Raw genomic sequence first — 18,480 nt, 5'->3', positions numbered from 1 at the left:
ACCGGTCCGATGTGCGTTCGCCCTGATGGGAGGCTGGTTTCGATGGCGGGTCGGTCGATCACCGTGGTCGGGGAGTGCGTCGCCGACGCGTTCGTGGAGCGCGGCGCGGCGCGGCCGGGCGAGTTGGCGCTGCGGGTGCTGCCGGGCGGGGGCCCGGCGAACACCGCGGTGGCGCTGGCCCGCCTGGGGACGCCGACGCGGTTCCTCGGGCGGATCTCCACCGACCCGTTCGGCGAGCTGTTCCGCGCCCACCTGGCCGGCTCCGGGGTGGACCTGTCCGGCACCGTGCGGGCCGCCGAACCGAGCACCCTGGCGCTGGCCGCGCTCGACGGCGACGGCCACGCCGACTACTCCTTCCACGCCGAGGGCACCGCCGACTGGCAGTGGACCGAGCGGGAGTTGACGTCGGCGAAGTCCGACGGGGCGGTGTGTGTGCACACCGGTTCGCTGGCGCTGGTGCGCGAGCCCGGCGGCCCGCGGATCGAGGAGCTGCTGGCCGAGGTGCGGGCCTCGGCCACCGTGTCGATCGACCCGAACGTCCGCCCGCTGCTGGTCGACCCGGCGGTCTACCGGCGGCGGCTGGACCGCTGGTGCGACCTCGCCGACATCCTACGGCTGAGCGCCGACGACCTGGCGCTGCTGCTGCCCGACACCACGCCCGAGCAGGCCTGCGACCACTGGCACCGGGCCGGCGCCCGGCTGGTGGTGATCACCCTGGCCGAACACGGCGCCCTCGCCTCGCTGGACGGCCGACGGGTCCGGGTGCCCGCCCCGCCGACCGCCGTGGCGGACACCGTCGGCGCGGGCGACTCGTTCACCGCCGGCCTGCTCCACTGGCTGGCCGAACAGGGCGTCCTCGGCGGGCGGTTGGACCCGCTGACGGTCGACGGCCTGGAACGCGCCTGCGAGTTCGCGGCGCGGGTCGCGGCCCGGACGGTGGCGGTGGCCGGCGCCAACCCGCCCTGGGCCGCAGAACTTTGATGCCTGTCGGGTGTCCCGTCACCAGGGGAGCGGGCCGTCCTCGTTGAAGAACTGCCCGGTCGGCCCGTCGGCGGGCAGTGTGGCCAGCTGAACCGCGACCACCGCGCCCTGGGCGGGAGTTCGGGGGCCGCTGTGGTTGTTGAGGTCGGTGCCGCAGTGGCCCGGACAGGCCGCGTTGACCAGGATGCCCGTGTCGCTCAACTCCTTGGCGTACTGCACCGTCACCGAGTTCAGGAAGGTCTTGGACGGCACATAGGCGGCCGACGCCGGCAGCCCGGCGTAGTCGCCGGTGTCCGACTGGAGCGCGAACGAGCCCACGCCGCTGGACATGTTGACGATCCGCGGAGCGGCGGAGCGGCGCAGCAGCGGCAGGACCGCATTGGTCACCCGGATCACCCCCAGCACGTTGGTCTCCAGCACCAGCCGCACCGTCGCCAGGTCGACCGTGCTCGGCTGCTGCTCCCAACCACCCGCCACCGCCGCGTTGTTGACCAGCACGTCGAGCCGCCCGAAGCGCTCCGCGAGCAGCTCCGCGGCGGCCTTCGCGGATTCGTCGTCGGTGACGTCGAGCGGCACCCCGAAGGCGTCCACACCGCGAGCGCGCAGCGTCCGCACCGCGTCGTCGCGCCGCTGCCCGTCCCGGGCCCCCACGCCGACCTGCCAGCCCAACGCGCCGAGGCCCGCTGCGATTTCGTACCCGATGCCCTTGTTCGCGCCGGTCACCAGCGCCACGGTCCGCCCGTTCGTATTCTCGTTCATGCCACCATGGTGCGGCCCGGACCGGCGAGCGGCAATCACCGACCCGCCGGGCAGCAATCACCTACCCGCCGGGTCAGGAAGGCGAGTTGACACTTCAGGGTGTCGAACGGCTCGGGTTCGGTGTGATCGGTGTTCTGGTCCGAGAACATATGACTGAGCGTCAACTCCTGGTCTCGACTGCCGGGCTGGGCGGCTGCCAGGTGAACGTGGGGGCCGAGCGGTCGAGCAGGAAGCGGTCGGGGAGGCGTCCGGCGAGGGCGAGTGCGCCGTCGCGGAGCAGGACGCCCGGGCGGGAGCGGACGGCGACCAGGCGGCCCATGGTGTGCGAGCCCGCCACGATCCGGGAGGTGCGGGGCAGCCGGGCGGCGGAGTAGGCGCGGAGGGCGGCGATCGGGTCCGACTCCGCCTGTGGGGAAGGGAGTTCGGAGGCCAGGACCACCGCGTCCTCGACGGCCTGGCAGGCGCCCTGCCCCTGGAACGGTGACATGGCGTGCGCGGCGTCGCCGAGCAGGGCGACCCGGCCGCGGTGGAACGCCGGCAGCGGGTCGGTGAGCGCCCACACGTCGTTGCGCAGCACCCGCGTGGCATCGGTGCGCCGCAGCAACTCCGGCAGCGGGGCGCACCAACTGCCGTACCGGCGAAGCAGTTCGGCGTGCTCGTCGCCGTCAGCGGCACGCTCCCCGGCCGGGGCGAGCGCGGCCGCGTACACGTACACCCGTCCGGCGGCGAGCGGCACGATGCCTGTGAGCGCGCCGCGTCCCCACACCTCGCCGACGGCTGCCGGCGGGCGCTCGGGAGTGTCGATGACGGTCCGCCAGGTGGTGAACCCCGAGTAGCGGGGCCCCGGGTGGTGCGGGAAGAGGTGCGCCCGGGTGGCGGAGCGGATGCCGTCCGCCGCGACGACGAGGGACGCCTCGCGCCGGCCGTCCCGGGTGTCGACCAGGGCCGGGGTCTGCGCGTCGCCGGCGTCGACCAGGGTGGCCGGCGAATCGGTGCGGACGGTCCCGGGCGGCAGGGCGTCCAGCAGGGCGGCGATCAGTTCGGCCCGGGCGACCGCCAGCACCGGGTCGCCGAAGTGCCGCTGTACGGCATCGGTGTCGGTCCGGGCCAGCCACCGGCCGGACGGGCGTCGCAGGCCCACGGCCGGATGCCGCACCGCGAGGGCGCGCAGGCGCGCGCCGACACCCAGCACGTCCAACGCCCGCAGCGCATTGGGCGCCAACGCCAGCCCCGCGCCCACCGGTTCGAGGCTCGCGGCGCGCTCGTGAACGGTGACGGGAAGGCCGCGGCGGTGCAGGGCGAGGGCGGCGGCGAGGCCGCCGATGCCGCCGCCGAGCACGATCGCAGGGCGCTCGTCGGTGGCGGGGTGAGGTGCGGACGGCATGGCAGGGCTCCGATCGGCCGACGTGACTACAACTGTAGTGTCGCTTGCTGAAGCCGAGCGTACTACAGCTGTAGTTGGAGTGGTGCGGGTGCGGGCGGCGGCTGCGCAAGCAGGTCGGCAGGCTGAAGGAACTGCGAGCCTGCCGAGGGCGCCAAGGATCTTGTGGCCCTGCGGGCTGACGTCGAAGCCCGCTGTTCGGCGGGCAGTTGGAGAACCGGCGACTGTGTCGGCAGCTCGCGCTTCCGGGCTACGAGGTGCGGGCCCTTTCCGCCCGGCCCAGGCCGAATGCGCCCCGCACGGGCACGTCGTGAGGGGCCGTCGGCCGACCGGGCGCTCGGAGGCGGGGAGGGGCCGGCCGGCCGCGTTCAGGCGTCAGGCCGCCATGCCGAGCTCGGCGCGGGTGCGGTGCAGGAAGTCGCGCACAGCCGATTCCCGCCGCCAGGGGGCCAGGGCGGTGCTGAACTCACGGACGTAGTCCAGAGCCCGGGCCGATTGGACGCGGGCGAGGATGTCGACGGCCCGATTGCCGAGCTCCAGCCCCTGTTCCAGGTCCTTGCCCTGGAGATGGGCCGTCCCCACGACTGCCAGTCGCATGCCCACCGAGCGGGTGAACACCCCGGTCTGCATGGCGGCGGCCTGAGCGTTCCACGCCAGCGCGGCCTTGGGGTTCTTCAGGTCGCGACAGACCTCGGCGGCATCCGCGGAGAGCCGGGCATGGTGACAGAAGTCGATCCAAGGGGGGTCCCCGGCGTCGTCGCGGGCCTGGTCGAGCAGGCTCTCGGAGGCAGCCAGCGCGGCCGAGGCGGCCTTGGCGTTGTCGTCGCGGGCATGGGCCCGGGCCTCGATGAGCTTGGTGAACGCCAGCACTCTGGGAGCCGCCTCGCCCTTGGCACGTTGGAAGGCGCCCTGGGCCATGTCGATGGCCTCGCCGGCGAAGCCTCGCAGCATGGTCTGCATGGCCATCGTGGTCAGCACGTAGCAGCCGAGCTCGACGTCGCCACCGGCCCGGGCGAGGCGGAGGGCCTGGATGAAGTGCCGCTGGGCGGCGTCGTGCTGGCCGGCGTCGAAAGCGGTCCAGCCGGCCAGCCGGGACAGCTCGGCGGTCACCGAGAACAGCTGGCGCCCCACGCCGTCGCCGAACGAGCCGTTCAGCAGCGGCACCGCCCGCTCCCGCAGGCAGGCGGTGACCGAGTTGGCCTTCCAGTTCCCGCCGCCGTACTTCGAGTCCCACCGGCGGGCGTCGTCGGCGGCGTCCCGCAACTCGGCGAGGTCGGCTGCGCCGACCCGGCCGCGGCCCCGGTGGGCGGCATCGTCGTCGGCGGGGGTGACCAGCCAGCGGGTGACCGGGGTGGTGAACGCGGCGACGGCGAAGCCCGTTCCGGTGAGGAAGTCGCGGCGGTTCACACTGCTCCAGAACGAAGTGGCGACGCGCACGGCGTCGGCGGGGTCTCGCGGGAAATCCAACCCCACCGCGGCGTCCGGTGTCCGCGCGTCCGCCATCCCGATCTCTGCCAACTGCACCGGCCTGCCGAGCCGTTCGCCGATCGCCTGGGCCAGCAGCTTGGGCACCGGCCAGTCCGGGACCATGCCCCTGCGGCACCAGTTCGCGACCGAGGTGTGCGTGTACGTCGTGGCCAGCCCGGCCTCGTGGGCGAGCCGGTTCACGCGCAGGGCCAGCGATTTGTGGCTGGCCCCGTCACACTTTTCGATCATCCGGGTCAGCAAGTCGTTCGGCGGCTTGGCCCGGCGGGTGGTCGGCGCCACAGCGTCCCCCTCAATCGGTCCCGCGCGGGTGGGCACGGGGAGTCGTACGTCCGGCACCGACGCCGGGATCACCGAGGGTATGCCTTCGCCGCTCGCGCCGACCGCTTTCGCGAGTTGTGAGCCCCCTTGCGAGCCCTGCCCCGGCCCGGGCTGGAAGCGGTTGTCTGATGCCCCGGGCCTCCGCCGGAGCGGAACACAGGCCTTCCGGCGGGGACCTTCACGCCGATTCATGCTCGGGGGCAAGAACCAGATGCGCGCACTCGCAGGACCGGCCGGCGCGGACGCCGCCCGCCACGAGATCACGGTCGCGGCGACGGGCCTGGCCCAGCACCGCCGCGGACCGGACGGCACTCGGCCCCCCGGGGCGGCGATGAACGGATCCTGCCGCTCGCGGAGGGCGTCGAGGTCCAGCCCTTCGCCCTCCTGCTCGTCCTGACCGTCCCGCCGTTCGTCCGCCACGGCATCCACCGCCACCCCGCCGCCCGGCCCGGAGCCCGACGCCCCTGTCCCCGACCGGGCCGGGCACCGGTTGGGCGGTCCCACCCCGCTCGAAAGGACACCGTTCGTGAAGCTCACCGTCATCGGCTGCAGCTACCTCGGCGCGACCCACGCCGCCGCGATGGCCGAACTCGGCCACCAAGTCCTCGGCATGGACACCGACCCCGACAAGGTCGCCTCCCTCAACGCCGGCCGCGCACCGTTCTTCGAGCGCGGCCTGGACGAGCTCCTGGCCAAACACACCGCCAGCGGGCAGCTGCGGTTCACCACCTCCCACGCGGAGGCCGCCGCCTTCGCCGACCTGCACTTCATCGGCGTCGGCACCCCGCAGAAGCCCGGCGAGACGGCCTACGACCTGAGCCAGATCTTCTCGGCCGTCCGCCAGCTCGCCCCCTGCCTGACCGGCCCGGCCGTCATCGTCGGCAAGTCCACCGTTCCGGTCGGCACCGCCCGCCAGGTGATCGACATCCTGCGGGAGTTCGCCCCCGCCGGCGACCAGGTCGAGGTCTGCTGGAACCCGGAGTTCCTGCGCGAGTCCTACGCGGTCGAGGACACCCTCCACCCTGACCGGATCGTCCTCGGCTTCACCGGCGAAGGCACCCGCGCGGAGTCGGTGATCCGTCAGGCCTACGGCAGGATCATCGAGTCCGGCACCCCGGTCATCGTCACCGACCTGGCCACCGCGGAGCTGGTGAAGTCCGCCGCGAACGCCTTCCTCGCCACCAAGATCTCCTTCATCAACGCCATGGCCGAGGTCTGCGAGGCCTCCGGAGCCGACGTCCAGCTGCTGGTCGAGGCGCTGGGCCACGACGCCAGGATCGGCCGACGCGGCATGCGGCCCGGCCTCGGGTTCGGCGGCGGCTGCCTGCCCAAGGACCTCCGCGGCTTCATGGCCCGCGCCGGCGAGCTCGGCGCCGACCAGGCCCTGACCTTCCTGCGTGAGGTCGACGCGATCAACGACCGCCGCCGCGAGCGCATGGTCGACCTCGCCCGCGAGCAGTGCGACGGCACCATCAAGGACAGGAACATCACCGTCTGGGGCGCCGCCTTCAAGCCCGGCACCGACGACATCCGCGACTCCCCGGCCCTCGCCGTCGCCCAGAAGCTGCACCGGCTCGGCGCCACCGTCACCGTCTTCGACCCCAAGGCCCTCGACAACGCCCGCAAGGCACACCCGGAGCTCGAATACGCCGACCACCCGATCGAGGCGGCCGACAATGCCGACCTGGTGCTTCACCTGACCGAGTGGCCCGAGTTCACCCGCATCGACCCCAGGACCGTCGCCGCCCGCGTCGCCGCCGCCCGGATGATCGACGGCCGCGGCACCCTCGACCCCGCCCGCTGGCGGGCCGCCGGCTGGACCTACCGCGCCCTCGGGCGCCCTTGAGAGGGACCGCCGCCGTCGGGCCGAAGGCCGTTCGGGCGGCCGACGGGCGGACGGGCCTCGGCGCCATCGAGCAGGCGGGTGAGCTCAAGAGGAAGACCCGGGTGAGCACACCGGCCTTCGAACTCGTGAACCGCTCGGCTGGAACTCCCCGCCGGCTCGGCGTCTCGCGGGCTCACGGGTTCAACCGACAGTGCGTCAGATGGAGGGTCGGGAGGCCGGGCGGATGGCGCGGAGGACGGAGTCGGGGGTCCAGCGGGCGGTGGCGCCGGGGCGGGTGGCGAGGTATGCCGCGGCCTGGCCGGGAGTCCAGCCGTGCGCCTCGCCGAGGCCGGCGGCGAGGTTGGCGAGGTAGGTGGCGGAGGGCGGGTTGAGCGCGGCCTCGGCGAGCGTCCAGGGCGCGGTGAAGGTGAGGACGGGGATGTCGTCGAGGCCGCCCGGGCAGAGCACGGTCTCGTAGCGACCCGGGCCGAACCGCTCGCGGCCGGTGGCCAGGACATGCGTCAGGTCGAGGTCGGCGCCGGTGCCGGGCTTGCGGCGCATCTCCTGGGCGAGGATGTCGGCGAACTGCTCGACGGTGAGCAGGTAGGCCCGGGCCGGCACGTCGCCGGTCCCGGTGGGGTCGTAGAACGCCGAACCACCCGTCCAGGTGGGGGATTCGAGGGCGAAGTACAGCGTTCCGGGCAGCATCACCGGCAGCGTCCGTTCCGGCAGTGTCCGGTCGCGGCAGCCCGGACAGGTCTGGGCGGCACCGGCGGGACGGCCCCCGGCGATGTAGTGCGCGAGGCGGCCCGCGTGCATGTTCGAGCCGTACGCCGCGTACCACACCGAGGTGGGGGCAGCGGGCAGGCCGGGCAGTGGCGACGGCCGGCGGGCCGACGGCAGGGGCTGGGCGCGTGGCGGTCGGGACTCGTTCATGCGGCCGACGGTAGCTGCCGCCTGACGCACTGCAATGCTCGGCGGCGCGGACCGACGGCGGGTCCGGGGAATGGCCGGGTGGCGGTGCGGCGGGGGATTTGGGTGTCGCGGTCGGGGCGCGGGATGATCGCGGCATGACTGTGGCACGACCGACCCGGATCGCCGATGCGGCGATCGCCGTGATCGCGGAGCGTGGCCTGCGCGGGCTGACGCACCGGGCGGTGGACGAGGCGGCCGGGCTCCCGGTGGGATCGACGTCGAACCTGGCGCGGACCCGGTCGGCGCTGCTCGAAGTGGCACTGACCCGGATCGCCGAGGTGGAGGCCGCCGGGATGGTCGGGGACGTGCCGGCCCGGCCGATCGGGGCGGGCGCGGCAGCGCGGCACGTACTGGTGGGCGTGGTCGCGGACGGGCTGGAGCACGCGCTGACGGCGGGCCGGGCACTGACGGTGGCCCGGATGGAACTGGCGCTGGAGGCCGCCCGGCGCCCCGAACTCCGCACCGTCTACGACCGGTTGGGGGCCGGCTTCATGGAGGTGGCGGGGCAACTGCTCCGCGCCTGCGGCTCGGCGGACCCGGCCGCGGACGCACGGCGGCTGGTCCGCTGGTGCGACGGCGTCCTGTTCAACGGAACGGCGGGCAGCGGGCACGCGAACCCGCCCGGCCGCGCCGAGCTGGCGGCGGACGCCGACCGGTACCTGGCCGCCCTGCTCGACCACTGAGAACCCTGGCGATCGAACCGCCCGGGGGTTTCCGGCGGGGCCGGGACCCAGGGCGCCGTCCACCGCCCACAGGTGTGGCGAGTCGGGCCCGGGCGGGCGCTACGCACCGTGGGCGCGGCCGGAGTGGACGACGAGTGCGGGTGGTGTGCCCGTGCGTGCGCGGGCGCTCGGGGCGGGCTTCGCGCCGTGCGTCGCGAAGCGTGTGGAGCCGTGCTGTAGGAACCTGGCGAACTGCCTTGCATGGAACGGGAGTTCGGGCGGATGGGGTCAGTTCTCCACGTCGAACCACTCGTTGCCCGCAGCCCAGTGCGCGACCAGAGCTCTCGGAGCTGCCGACGAGTCAGGTGACGGACGCCCTCCGGCCGGCAACGGTCTCCCCGCAGTCGCCCGATGAAGGGGTGGTGCTCGTGGAGGACCGGCCCGGGTCCATGGTCACGGCGCGGGCCCCGCTGCCGGCGGGGCAGGGACGCCGTTCGCCGCCGGCAAGCCGGGAAGATTCCTGGGGCCGCAGGCGCTACCCGTCGGCGGGCAGTGTCTACGCTGTGGCCTGCGGCCGCGCATGACCGTCCGGCTCCCGCACCGATCATCGAACGGCGGCCGCATCTGTCGGCATCGGCAGGGCGGAACGGTTCGTCGGAGGAGACGTGGTGCTGGGATTGCTGGGCTTCTACGACGAGTTCGAGAACCGCTCCGGTCGGCCGAACGGATCCGTCCGCGATGCCGTCCGGCCCGTCGGCGAGCCGGACGAGGCCGAGCTGGTGGCCTACTTGGACGCCGGCCACACCCTGATCGATGTCATGGAAGGTGGGCACGACGTCCTCACCGGCGAGGCCCATCGGCACTCGTCGGGATGTTCCTCGCTGATGACCGACGGCGCCTGGTTGTGGCGTCAGGACTTCCCGCACTACCTGGAGACACACCACGTCGCGCTGCCCGAGGCATTCCTCGAACACGTCCGCAGCCTGCACCACCGGATGCCCGTCATCACCGTCGCGCGGTTCGCTCCGCACTACGACGAGACCATGCCCCTGGTCGGTTGGGCCTCGGCCGTCCCGTGGCGATCGACGGCGACCACGCTCCAACCGGAACCGCGAGACGTGACCAGCAAAGCCCGGTTCGACGCGATGATGCTGGAACAGAACCGGATTCGGCCGGACGGCAGTTGGGGCAGACGGCGCAAGCCGCGGAGGGCGTAGCGGCCGACAGCGCGACGGGAACCGGGGGCCGGTGACCCGTCACACCGATGTCTAGCGGTGCTCGGCGACGTCCGACCATCCGGATGGGGCGGGTGGTGACGGTCGAGACCGGACGCCATGATCGCGGGACGGCGGAAGAGCCGGTGGTCGAGAAGACCTGGCGGGGAGTACTGGAGCGGCTTCCCGGGGCACGAAGGGGCGAGCCCGCAGTCATCGAGGCCGCCTACGCCGCACCTCGGTTGCGGGCCCTGTTCCCGGTCCCGAGCCACGGGGCGCTCAGCTTTCACCGGAACACGCAGTTCCCGTGGAGCAACGACCTGCCGTTCATCGCGGGCGACGCACGAGGGTGCATGGTGAACGCGCCGCTGGGCGCGCCGGAGCGTGTCCAGGGTGAGTCGCTCACGCCGCAGGAGGCAGCTGCGCTGGTGGTGGCCCATCTGCCCGACGACTGCGGGCCCGCCTTCGAGGGGCCGTGGCCCCCGCCGGGGAGCTCCACCGACTGAACCGGCCGCAGAGTTGCAGCCGGGGTGCCCGTCGAGCTTTGCCGAGACCGCTCAAGCTTCGGTGAGACGGGTCGTCCGGAGACGGTCGGGCCACGGCGTCGAGCTGCTCCTTGCCCGTGTGCCCGTGTGCCCGCAGCGGTCGATGTCGGGCTCCGGGTCGGGTGTCTCGTCGTATCGCGAAGGCTACGAAAACGACCCTAACCACCGTGAAGTGCAAAAACGTCGAATTCGAGTGAGTTTCGACTGCTCCGAAGTGAGCCGGAGCCTTCCGCGCTGTCCAGATCCGCCGGGCGGGCCGGCACGAGAGGTCGCTCCCTGAGACCGCTTGGGAGCTACGGGTGACGGGCGGCGGGCGATACGGTCTCCAGACGTCCTTACTCGCTCGTCCGACTCGACCGTTGAATGCACTTCCGGTCGCTGTTCGTCGGTTCCCTCTGCCACTCGGGTGCGGCTTTTCCGCATTCCTGGGCATGCCCGGGCGACCCTGGGAGCCTTCGGCGGCACCGACCCGCCCGGACGATTCTTCAGCTCAATGGCAGCAGTGTGCAGCACCTTGATGGGTGGACTTTCCGGCGCTGTTCAGGGGGATCAAAAATTGGTCACGGGATTCCGGCGGCATTGGGCAGTGGCCCCCGTACGATATTCCGCTGTGGAACTACGCCGCGGCCCGAGGCGATCAACGGCGGGAAGGTTCAGGAAGCCATTCCCTGAACGTGAGCGGGCTTCCACGGTCGTGGCGGACTTCGGTTCACCGCAACGCGGCGCAAGGTGCAAGTGGAAGTGGGCGCCCCCGTCGGATCACATCCGAGCCGAGGTGGGCCCCTTGGTCGGCACCCCGGCGGTGGTGCCGGCGACGGCTCGGATGCCGGCGGCCCAGTCGAGGCGGGTGGCGGGCTCGTCCGAGGCGGCGTAGGGCCAGGTCGGAGGCTCTCCTGCCGGGCTCCTGGGCGGCGACTGCTTTCCGTAGGCGTCGCTTCCCCGGATGGCTCCGACAAGAGTTCGGGCCACCCCGGGAGCGGTACATCGCGAGGTTTCCGTCGGGCTGGAAGAAGAAGGAAGGGGAAGTGGGAGCCGGAATTGCCCCACCTGCCCGAGCGCCGGGGCGGTGTATCCGGGATTTCGCCGGACTTCGAATGCGCCGCGAGGTTTCCGTCGGCCCGCGTGGTCGCGGCCGCGGTATTGTGCCCATTCGTTCCGCTCGCCCGGATTGTCGATCCGCTCGTGTTGTGCAGCATCAGCTTTCCGTCGCACTGCACGGCCGCGCGCGTAGTTTCCGGTGCAGACCACCTTGCCGGGGCTGATTTCACCCTCCAGGGGCCGGCGCACAACCGCGGCCGCCGTAGTTGGCGCTTATGCGCAGCCGGGAAGACGAGTCGGCGGGCGCCGCGACCGCGCCGGCGGCTGTTCCGGTCACCAGCTTGTCCGGCTCTTCGCGCCCGGGTCTCCGGTAATGGTGATTCCAGGTCGCGTGAAATCCGGCGGGCCGCCTCGCCCTCGGCATTTCGGCTAAGCGTGCCGATAATTCCACCTTTGTGCACTCCTGTCGTGCGCATGGACAGGTCTTCGCGCCGTCGAAATCCGAAATGTGCCCCAGGTTGCCCTGCACGCCTTGATCGTCGATCTGTGGAATTTGGTCCGGATTTGGCTGTTCGTGGGGGAATCTTTTGGTCGCCGCAGTGATCGACCCGGCTGACGGCCGGGCCGGAGACCTGCTGATGGTGTGTCTGCTGCGGCGCGGGCGGCGTCGCCGAGCCGGCTCGACGGCGGGGTGGGGCGGCGGCGATCTCGAGGCGTGGGGCTGGGCCTCGCGAGGTCGGTGATCGTACGGACGTGGGTACCCGATCCATGATCGCCGCGCAGGGATCAGTATGCGAATGGCCCTTGTGGCGCAGGCCACTTCAGGCTTCCTTAAGGTATACAACCGCATTTAATTAAGGGATTATCTTCGATTAAGGTCTGGCTCAGGTGACGGCTGCGGCCCTCGTCGTTGGGCTGAGGTTCACCGGAAGTCCATGTCGCGCGGGGAGTCGGGTCGGCGGCCTTGGTGGGTGCACTGACCAGGCGTCGTACCGCCCCGGCATCGATTCCGGCATCCGATTCGATCGGGACCGGAGGGCTTTCCTGCTTGGATGAGAAATTGCTTTGTTTTCGCGCTTCTTCGCTCGGGAAACCATCAGCTTCGGGCAGGGTGAATGAGCGCACTGTCCACCCGGGAAGATCGTCGGCCGTCATTCCTGTGCAGTGCTTGCTCGGCCCCGTCAGCTCCGTATTCGACCGTTCAGCGACTCGAGGAGATACCCATGGCTGCGAGCCACGACCCGGTGCCCATCACCCATCCGCACCGGTCCGCTCGTGAGGTCGCCGTCTGGCCCGTGACCCCGGTGCCCCAGGCGCGTACCCTGCTCGACATCCTGATCGCCACCGCGCAGGCGTTTCCCCAGGCCCCGGCCCTGGACGCCGACGGCGCGGTGCTCGACTACCAGGCACTGCTCCAAGAGGTGGGCACCCTGGCGAACTGGCTCCACCAACGGGGGATCGGCGCCGGCGACCGGGTCGGCGTCCGGGTCCCCTCCGGCTCCGCCGACCTGTACGTCTCGATCCTCGCGGTGCTCGCCGCCGGCGCCGCCTACGTGCCGGTGGACGCCGACGACCCCGACGAGCGGGCCGAAATGATCTGGCAGGACGCCCGGGTCTGCGCCGTGATCGGCGCCGGCCGGCAGGTCGCCCTGAAGCGGACCGTCCCGCCCGTCGGCCGGGCCGACGGCCCGTCGCTGGACGACGACGCCTGGATCATCTTCACCTCCGGCACCACCGGCCGCCCCAAGGGCGTGGCGGTCACCCACCGCTCCGCCGCCGCCTTCGTGGACGCCGAGGCGCGGATCTTCCTCCAGCAGCAGCCGCTCGGTCCGGGCGACCGGGTGCTGGCCGGCCTCTCGGTCGCCTTCGACGCCTCCTGCGAGGAGATGTGGCTGGCCTGGCGGCACGGCGCCTGCCTGGTCCCGGCCCCGCGCTCGCTGGTCAAGGCCGGCACGGACCTCGGCCCCTGGCTGGTCGAGCGCGCCGTCACGGCGATCTCCACCGTGCCCACCCTGCTCGCGCTCTGGCCCCAGGAGTGCCTGGACCAGGTCCGGCTGATCATCGTCGGCGGCGAGGCCTGCCCGTCCGACCTGGTGCACCGGATCGCCGCCCCGCACCGCGAGTTCTGGAACACCTACGGCCCCACCGAGACCACCGTGGTCGCCACCGCAGCCCAGATGCTGCCCGGCGAACCGGTGCGGATCGGCATCCCGCTGGACGGCTGGCAGCTCGCCGTGGTCAACGAGGCCGGGCACCCGGTCGGCTGGGGCGAGACCGGCGAACTGCTGATCAGCGGCATCGGCACCGCCCGCTACCTGGACCCGGCCAAGGACGCGGAGAAGTTCACCGCCCACCCCGCGCTGCCCGGCGGGCGGGTCTACCGCAGCGGCGACCTGGTGGTGGCCGACCCGCGCGGCCTGATCTTCGTCGGCCGCGCCGACGAGCAGGTCAAGCTCGGCGGCCGGCGGATCGAGCTCGGCGAGGTGGACGCCGCCCTGCAGGCACTGCCCGGGATCCGGGCCGCCGCCGCGGCCGTGCGCACCAACCCGGCCGGCACCCAACTGTTGGTCGGCTACCTGGTGCCGCACCCCGAGGTGGAGCCCGACCTCGCCCTGGCCCGCAAACTCCTCCAGGAACGTCTGCCGGCGGCCCTGGTCCCGCTGCTCGCCGTCGTCGACCAGCTGCCCACCAAGACCTCCGGCAAGGTCGACCGCAACGCCCTGCCCTGGCCGCTGCCCGGCCTCGGCCAGGGCGACGGCGGCGACCGCGCCCGGCTCACCGGCACCGCCGGCTGGCTCGCCGAGCAGTGGGAGGCCACCCTCGGCCTGCCGGTCCAGGCCGACAGCGACTTCTTCGCGCTCGGCGGCTCCAGCCTGGTCGCCGCCCGGCTGATCTCGGTGCTGCGCGCCAGGTTCCCCAGCCTCTCGGTCGCCGACCTGTACGCCAACCCGGTGCTCGCCGACCTCGCCGCCGTCCTGGACGGCCAGGACAGCGGACCCGAACGGCAGCGCGAGGTCCGCCGCACCCCGCGCCGCGCCGCGATCGGCCAGACCCTGGTGCTCGCCGTCCTCTACACCGTCACCAGCGTGCGCTGGGTGCTCGCCGTCGCCGGGGTGGACAACCTGATGGGCGGCCGGCTCAACTGGGCCCCGCACACCCCCTGGTGGCTGATCATCACCGGCCTGCTGCTGTTCTCCAGCTCCATCGGCCGACTGCTGCTGACCACCCTCAGCGCCCGGCTGCTCACCGCCGGGCTGCGTCCCGGCAGCTACCCCCGCGGCGGCCTGGCCCACCTGCGGCTCTGGGCCGCCGAGCGGGCCGCCGTGGCGTTCGGCGCCGGCGACCTGATCGGCACCCCGTGGGCCCGGCACTACGCCCGGCTGCTCGGCTGCAAGGTCGGCCGGGGCGCCCACCTGCACGCCCTGCCGCCGATCACCGGCCTGGCCGTCTTCGGCGCCGACTGCTCGGTGGAGCCGGGCGTGGACCTGGCCGGCTGGTGGCTGGACGGCGACCTGCTGCACCTCGGCTCGATCGAGATCGGCGCCGGTGCCCGGGTCGGCACCCGGGCCACCCTGATGCCCGGCGCCCGGATCGGCGCCGCCGCCGAGGTCGCCCCCGGCAGCTGCGTGGTCGACACCGTCCCGGCCGGCCTGCGCTATCACGGGGCGCCCGCCCGTCCCAGCAGCGAACCGGGCGAGCCCTGGCCCGCCGCGAGCCGGGCCCGCCGCCACGGGGGCTTCTGGAACCTCGCCTACGGCCTCGGCCTGTTCGGTTTCACCCTGCTGCCGCTGATCGCCGCCGTGCCCGGGCTGCTGGTGCTCTACCCGATGCTCGACACCGACCGCACGCTCGGCAGCGCACTGTTCCAACTTGTGTCTTTCAGTGTGGAATTGACGGTAATGACGCTGGCGGTCTACGCGCTGCTGCTGGTGCTGCTGATCCGGATCCTCAGTGTGCCGATCAAGCCCGGCCACCACCCGGCGCACGGCAAGGTCGCCTGGTGCGTCTGGGCCGTCAACCGGCTGATGGACACCGCCCGCCGCACCCTCTTCCCGTTCTACGCCAGCCTCATCACCCCGGTCTGGCTGCGGCTGCTCGGGGCCAGGATCGGCAGCCGGGTGGAGGCCTCCACGGTGCTGGCGCTGCCCGGCCAGATGTCCGTGGACGACGGCGCCTTCCTCGCCGACGACACCCTGATCGCCCCGTTCGAGGTACGCGGCGGCTGGCTGCGGGTCGGCCCGTCCCGGGTCGGCCGGCGGGCCTTCGTCGGCAACTCCGGCATCGTCGGCGCCGACCGCGAGCTGCCCGAGCGGGCCCTGGTCGGGGTGCTCTCCGACGCGCCCGCCGAGGCCGCGCCCGGCTCCTCCTGGCTCGGCCGGCCCGGCATCGAGCTGCCCCGGGTGGCCGACGAGGCCGACGAGGGACGCACCTACGACCCGCCCCGTCGGCTGATGCTGGCCCGGGCCGGCGTGGAGCTGTGCCGGCTGCTGCCGGTGGTGCTCACGGTGATACTGGGCGACCTGGTCTTCGGCGCGCTCCAGGAGGTGATCGACCGGGACGGCCTGGCTGCGGCGCTGGCCGTCGGCGGGATCGTGCTGGCCGGCGCGACGCTGGCCGCCTGCCTGGTCACCACGCTCGCCAAGTGGCTGCTGGTCGGCCGGTTCCGCAGCGGCGAGCACCCGCTTTGGTCCAGCTTCGTCTGGCGCAACGAGCTCTACGACACCTTCGTCGAGGAGCTGGCCATGCCCTGGGGCGGTCAGGCCCTGATCGGCACGCCCTACCTCAACCTGTGGCTGCGCAGCCTCGGCGCCAAGATCGGCCGCGGCGCCTGGTGCGAGACGCACTGGCTGCCGGAGGCCGACCTGGTCACCGTCGGCCCCGGCGCCAGCGTCAACCGGGGCACCGTGCTGCAGACCCACCTGTTCCACGACCGGGTGATGCGGCTGGGCACGGTGGAGCTGGACGAGGGCGCCACCCTCGGGCCCAACTCGATCCTGCTGCCCGGCACCACGATCGGGACCGGCGCGTCGATCGGCGGGGCCTCGCTGGCGATGCGCGGGGAGTCGATCCCGGCGAGCACCCGCTGGATCGGCAACCCGGTGGCCGCCTGGCCGACCGCGCACCCGGTCGGCCTGCCGCCGCGGAGCCCCGAGGAGCAGCAACCGGTCCGCCGGCAGAACCCGCGCCACAAGGCCGGGGCCGGACCGGCCTCGGGTGCGCGCCGAGCCGGTAACTCCTGAAAGTGGAGCGGAGAGCCACGGGGCTCCCCGGCCGGCCGGTCGGTCGAGACGTGAGACGCCTCGCCCGACCGCCGGGGAGCCCCGTCCGTTCCGCCCTCGCGCCGGGCCGGCGCCCGAGACGAACCGGCACACCGTCAGCAGGTGGCTGCTCCGTGCGGCCGAGTGTCGGAGGCGGTCGGTAACGTCCGGAGCGGCGTTGACGCAACGGGTCGAGGACGAGGCACCTGGGTGTGAAGACTGCGGTGCCGGCCTGTGCGGACACGGAGAGGCGAACGGAGTGTTTGGCATGAAGGCCATTGAGCACGCCCATTTCGGGCGGTTGGACATCGGAGCGCTCCGCGAAACGGATGTCGTCTGGCAGAGCACCGTGCAGCTGGGAGCCGGCGAGGTCGAGGTCCGGCTGTGGGCCGGACCGTCCAGCGAGCCGGGTGCGGCAGAGCTGGACGCCCTCGCCGCCCGCCTCACCGAGCCGCCGGCCCTCGACGCGGCAGCACGAACGGCTCTGCGGGCGTACCTGGACGAGGACCGCTCCTTCATCGACTTCCACGTCGACGAGCTGGAGGACAGCGAGACGGTCGGGCGTCTCGTCCGGGAGGCGGCGGGCGAAGAGGTCGGGGCGGGCGCCTTTGTGGCGGCCATGCGCCTGAACGGCATCGAGCTGTGGCTGAGCGGACCGTCCGACGAGTCTCCGGTGATGTTGGACTACGTGTTCGAACCCGAGCTGAGCGATCAGATACTCGTGGTCAGGGTGGCGGCGGACGGCGCGGTGGCCTCGGTCGACTGGGAGAGCTGACCGCCTTCGGGCGCGGCTCCCGGCCGGGGATCGCGAACAGCGGTCCCCGGCCTCTTCGTGCGCGGTGCGGCCGCCGGCGGCGGACGGCGGCCGCACCGCACGGCGGACGAGGGATCGGGCGATGGACCGTCGGTATGGAAAGCGGACCGCAGCCGCACCATCGGCCGGGCGAGCGGTTAGGAATCCTCCGGCAACCCATTACCCGCTTCCGACCGCAGCCGGGCCGCCGCCACAGCGCACGCCGTCCGGCCGGGATCACGAGGAACCCCCCATGGCACCGCATTTCCGAGGCGCCGCGCTGCTCGCGGCCGCCGCCATCACCCTGCTCGCCGCCCCGTCCGCCGCCGCCCTGGGCGCCCCGGTCGGGCTCACCGACTCCGCACCCGTCAAGTACCCCCCTGCCGACACCACGGCCGCCGCACCGAACGGCACCACGAGCAAGCCGGCCACGACCACGACCCTGGACAAGCCGGCCACCACCACGACCCTGGACAAGCCGGCCAAGACCGCGGGCTCGAACCAGCCGAACAGCACCGCAGGGACGTCCAAGCCGAACAGCACCGCGGGGACGTCCAAGCCGAACTCGTCGACGGGCTCGACGAACCCGAACTCGTCCACCGGCACGTCCAAGCCGAACTCCACTGCGGGGACGTCCGAGCCGGCCAAGACCACGGGCTCGAACAAGCCGAGCACCACCGTGCCGGCCAACGCCACCACCGGCGCGCCCGCCTACACCTTCGGGCTCGGTGACGTCGCCGCCCCGGGCGGCGTCGCGCTGCCGGAGGACGTCGCGACCCCGGGTGGCGTGCCGCTGTCGGACGAGGTCGCCACGCCCGGTGGCATCCCGCTGCCCGCCGGTGCCGCCACGCCCGGGGGCACCCCCGCCACGGGTGGCGTTCCCAGTGGGGACGAGGCCGACTCGCACCCGGCGCTTCGGCCCGTCGACAAGGTGTACCCGGCGCTGCCGCCGCCAGGGCGGCTCGTCCACGGCGAGCCTGTTCAGCGCGACGCCGGGTCGCCCGGCCGCTGACCCGCCTGCCCCGCCGTCCGGCCGCCACGCGCTCCGCGCCGGCGGCCGGACGGCGTTCGGTCGGGGGCGTCGCGCGGCGCACCCGGTCGTCCCGGGCGCCGGCCCTCGCGCCGTCCTGGAGAGCGACATCCTGCACCGGGCCGGTCACGTCCTCAACGAGCGGCACCCGCACGTGGGTTGGCCCCCGGGGCCGAGCGCGGAGGGGTGTCGGGTGCGGGGCGTCGGGCGCGG

12 protein-coding genes are annotated in these 18,480 nt (G+C 73.1%); 8 read left to right on the top strand and 4 right to left on the bottom strand.

Annotation, left to right across the window (positions count from 1 at the left end):
* Positions 1–42 precede the first annotated feature (42 nt).
* A complete protein-coding gene (locus tag ACIQF6_RS19150) occupies positions 43–981 on the top strand; it encodes a carbohydrate kinase (protein WP_400896352.1) in 939 nt (312 codons plus the stop codon).
* Between the two features lie 18 nt (positions 982–999).
* Here the strand turns inward: ACIQF6_RS19150 and ACIQF6_RS19145 are convergent, their stop codons facing one another.
* From ACIQF6_RS19145 to ACIQF6_RS19135, 3 genes are all read right to left on the bottom strand, one after another.
* Positions 1,000–1,740: an SDR family NAD(P)-dependent oxidoreductase gene (locus ACIQF6_RS19145; RefSeq protein WP_400896350.1), complete on the bottom strand. Its 741-nt coding sequence runs from the start codon at positions 1,738–1,740 to the stop codon at positions 1,000–1,002.
* Positions 1,741–1,900: 160 nt separating this feature from the next.
* On the bottom strand, positions 1,901–3,124 hold the full coding sequence (locus ACIQF6_RS19140; protein ID WP_400896348.1) for an FAD-dependent monooxygenase: 1,224 nt from the start codon (positions 3,122–3,124) through the stop codon (positions 1,901–1,903).
* 372 nt (positions 3,125–3,496) lie between these two features.
* A complete protein-coding gene (locus tag ACIQF6_RS19135; RefSeq protein ID WP_400896346.1) occupies positions 3,497–4,888 on the bottom strand; it encodes a sporulation protein in 1,392 nt (463 codons plus the stop codon).
* A 565-nt stretch (positions 4,889–5,453) separates the two neighbouring features.
* Here ACIQF6_RS19135 and ACIQF6_RS19130 point away from each other — a divergent pair.
* On the top strand, positions 5,454–6,773 hold the full coding sequence (locus tag ACIQF6_RS19130) for a UDP-glucose dehydrogenase family protein (RefSeq protein ID WP_400896344.1): 1,320 nt from the start codon (positions 5,454–5,456) through the stop codon (positions 6,771–6,773).
* Positions 6,774–6,968: 195 nt separating this feature from the next.
* Here ACIQF6_RS19130 and ACIQF6_RS19125 read toward each other — a convergent pair whose 3' ends face one another.
* Complete coding sequence (locus tag ACIQF6_RS19125) at positions 6,969–7,688, bottom strand: histone deacetylase (RefSeq protein ID WP_400896342.1); 720 nt, start codon at positions 7,686–7,688, stop codon at positions 6,969–6,971.
* Positions 7,689–7,822: 134 nt separating this feature from the next.
* Between ACIQF6_RS19125 and ACIQF6_RS19120 the strand changes: the two genes are divergently transcribed.
* The 6 genes from ACIQF6_RS19120 (at position 7,823) to ACIQF6_RS19095 (ending at position 18,249) form a co-directional block, all read left to right on the top strand.
* Positions 7,823–8,410 (top strand): TetR/AcrR family transcriptional regulator, encoded by a 588-nt coding sequence (locus ACIQF6_RS19120; protein WP_400896340.1) that lies wholly within the window; start codon positions 7,823–7,825, stop codon positions 8,408–8,410.
* A gap of 647 nt (positions 8,411–9,057) precedes the next feature.
* A complete protein-coding gene (locus ACIQF6_RS19115; protein WP_400896338.1) occupies positions 9,058–9,606 on the top strand; it encodes a hypothetical protein in 549 nt (182 codons plus the stop codon).
* A gap of 95 nt (positions 9,607–9,701) precedes the next feature.
* On the top strand, positions 9,702–10,109 hold the full coding sequence (locus ACIQF6_RS19110) for a DUF6193 family natural product biosynthesis protein (RefSeq protein ID WP_400896336.1): 408 nt from the start codon (positions 9,702–9,704) through the stop codon (positions 10,107–10,109).
* A 2,300-nt stretch (positions 10,110–12,409) separates the two neighbouring features.
* On the top strand, positions 12,410–16,426 hold the full coding sequence (locus ACIQF6_RS19105; RefSeq protein ID WP_400896333.1) for a Pls/PosA family non-ribosomal peptide synthetase: 4,017 nt from the start codon (positions 12,410–12,412) through the stop codon (positions 16,424–16,426).
* A 286-nt stretch (positions 16,427–16,712) separates the two neighbouring features.
* The gene (locus ACIQF6_RS19100) at positions 16,713–17,219 is read left to right on the top strand and encodes a DUF2004 domain-containing protein (protein WP_400896331.1); all 507 of its coding nucleotides are present in this window, start codon (positions 16,713–16,715) and stop codon (positions 17,217–17,219) included.
* A 271-nt stretch (positions 17,220–17,490) separates the two neighbouring features.
* Positions 17,491–18,249, top strand: coding sequence for a hypothetical protein (locus tag ACIQF6_RS19095; RefSeq protein WP_400896329.1), 759 nt, complete (start codon positions 17,491–17,493; stop codon positions 18,247–18,249).
* Positions 18,250–18,480 lie beyond the last annotated feature (231 nt).

The organism is Kitasatospora sp. NPDC092948 (genome assembly GCF_044754805.1).
Classification (GTDB): domain Bacteria; phylum Actinomycetota; class Actinomycetes; order Streptomycetales; family Streptomycetaceae; genus Kitasatospora.
This window is presented reverse-complemented; position numbering and strand designations above follow the sequence as displayed.

Bases quoted from the DNA above. Each gene is read 5' to 3' on its own strand.
- ACIQF6_RS19150 (WP_400896352.1), top strand. From the start codon at position 43: ATGGCGGGTCGGTCGATCACCGTGGTCGGGGAGTGCGTCGCCGACGCG.
- ACIQF6_RS19145 (WP_400896350.1), bottom strand. From the start codon at position 1,740: ATGAACGAGAATACGAACGGGCGGACCGTGGCGCTGGTGACCGGCGCG.
- ACIQF6_RS19140 (WP_400896348.1), bottom strand. From the start codon at position 3,124: ATGCCGTCCGCACCTCACCCCGCCACCGACGAGCGCCCTGCGATCGTG.
- ACIQF6_RS19125 (WP_400896342.1), bottom strand. From the start codon at position 7,688: ATGAACGAGTCCCGACCGCCACGCGCCCAGCCCCTGCCGTCGGCCCGC.
- ACIQF6_RS19120 (WP_400896340.1), top strand. From the start codon at position 7,823: ATGACTGTGGCACGACCGACCCGGATCGCCGATGCGGCGATCGCCGTG.
- ACIQF6_RS19105 (WP_400896333.1), top strand. From the start codon at position 12,410: ATGGCTGCGAGCCACGACCCGGTGCCCATCACCCATCCGCACCGGTCC.
- ACIQF6_RS19100 (WP_400896331.1), top strand. From the start codon at position 16,713: ATGAAGGCCATTGAGCACGCCCATTTCGGGCGGTTGGACATCGGAGCG.
- ACIQF6_RS19095 (WP_400896329.1), top strand. From the start codon at position 17,491: ATGGCACCGCATTTCCGAGGCGCCGCGCTGCTCGCGGCCGCCGCCATC.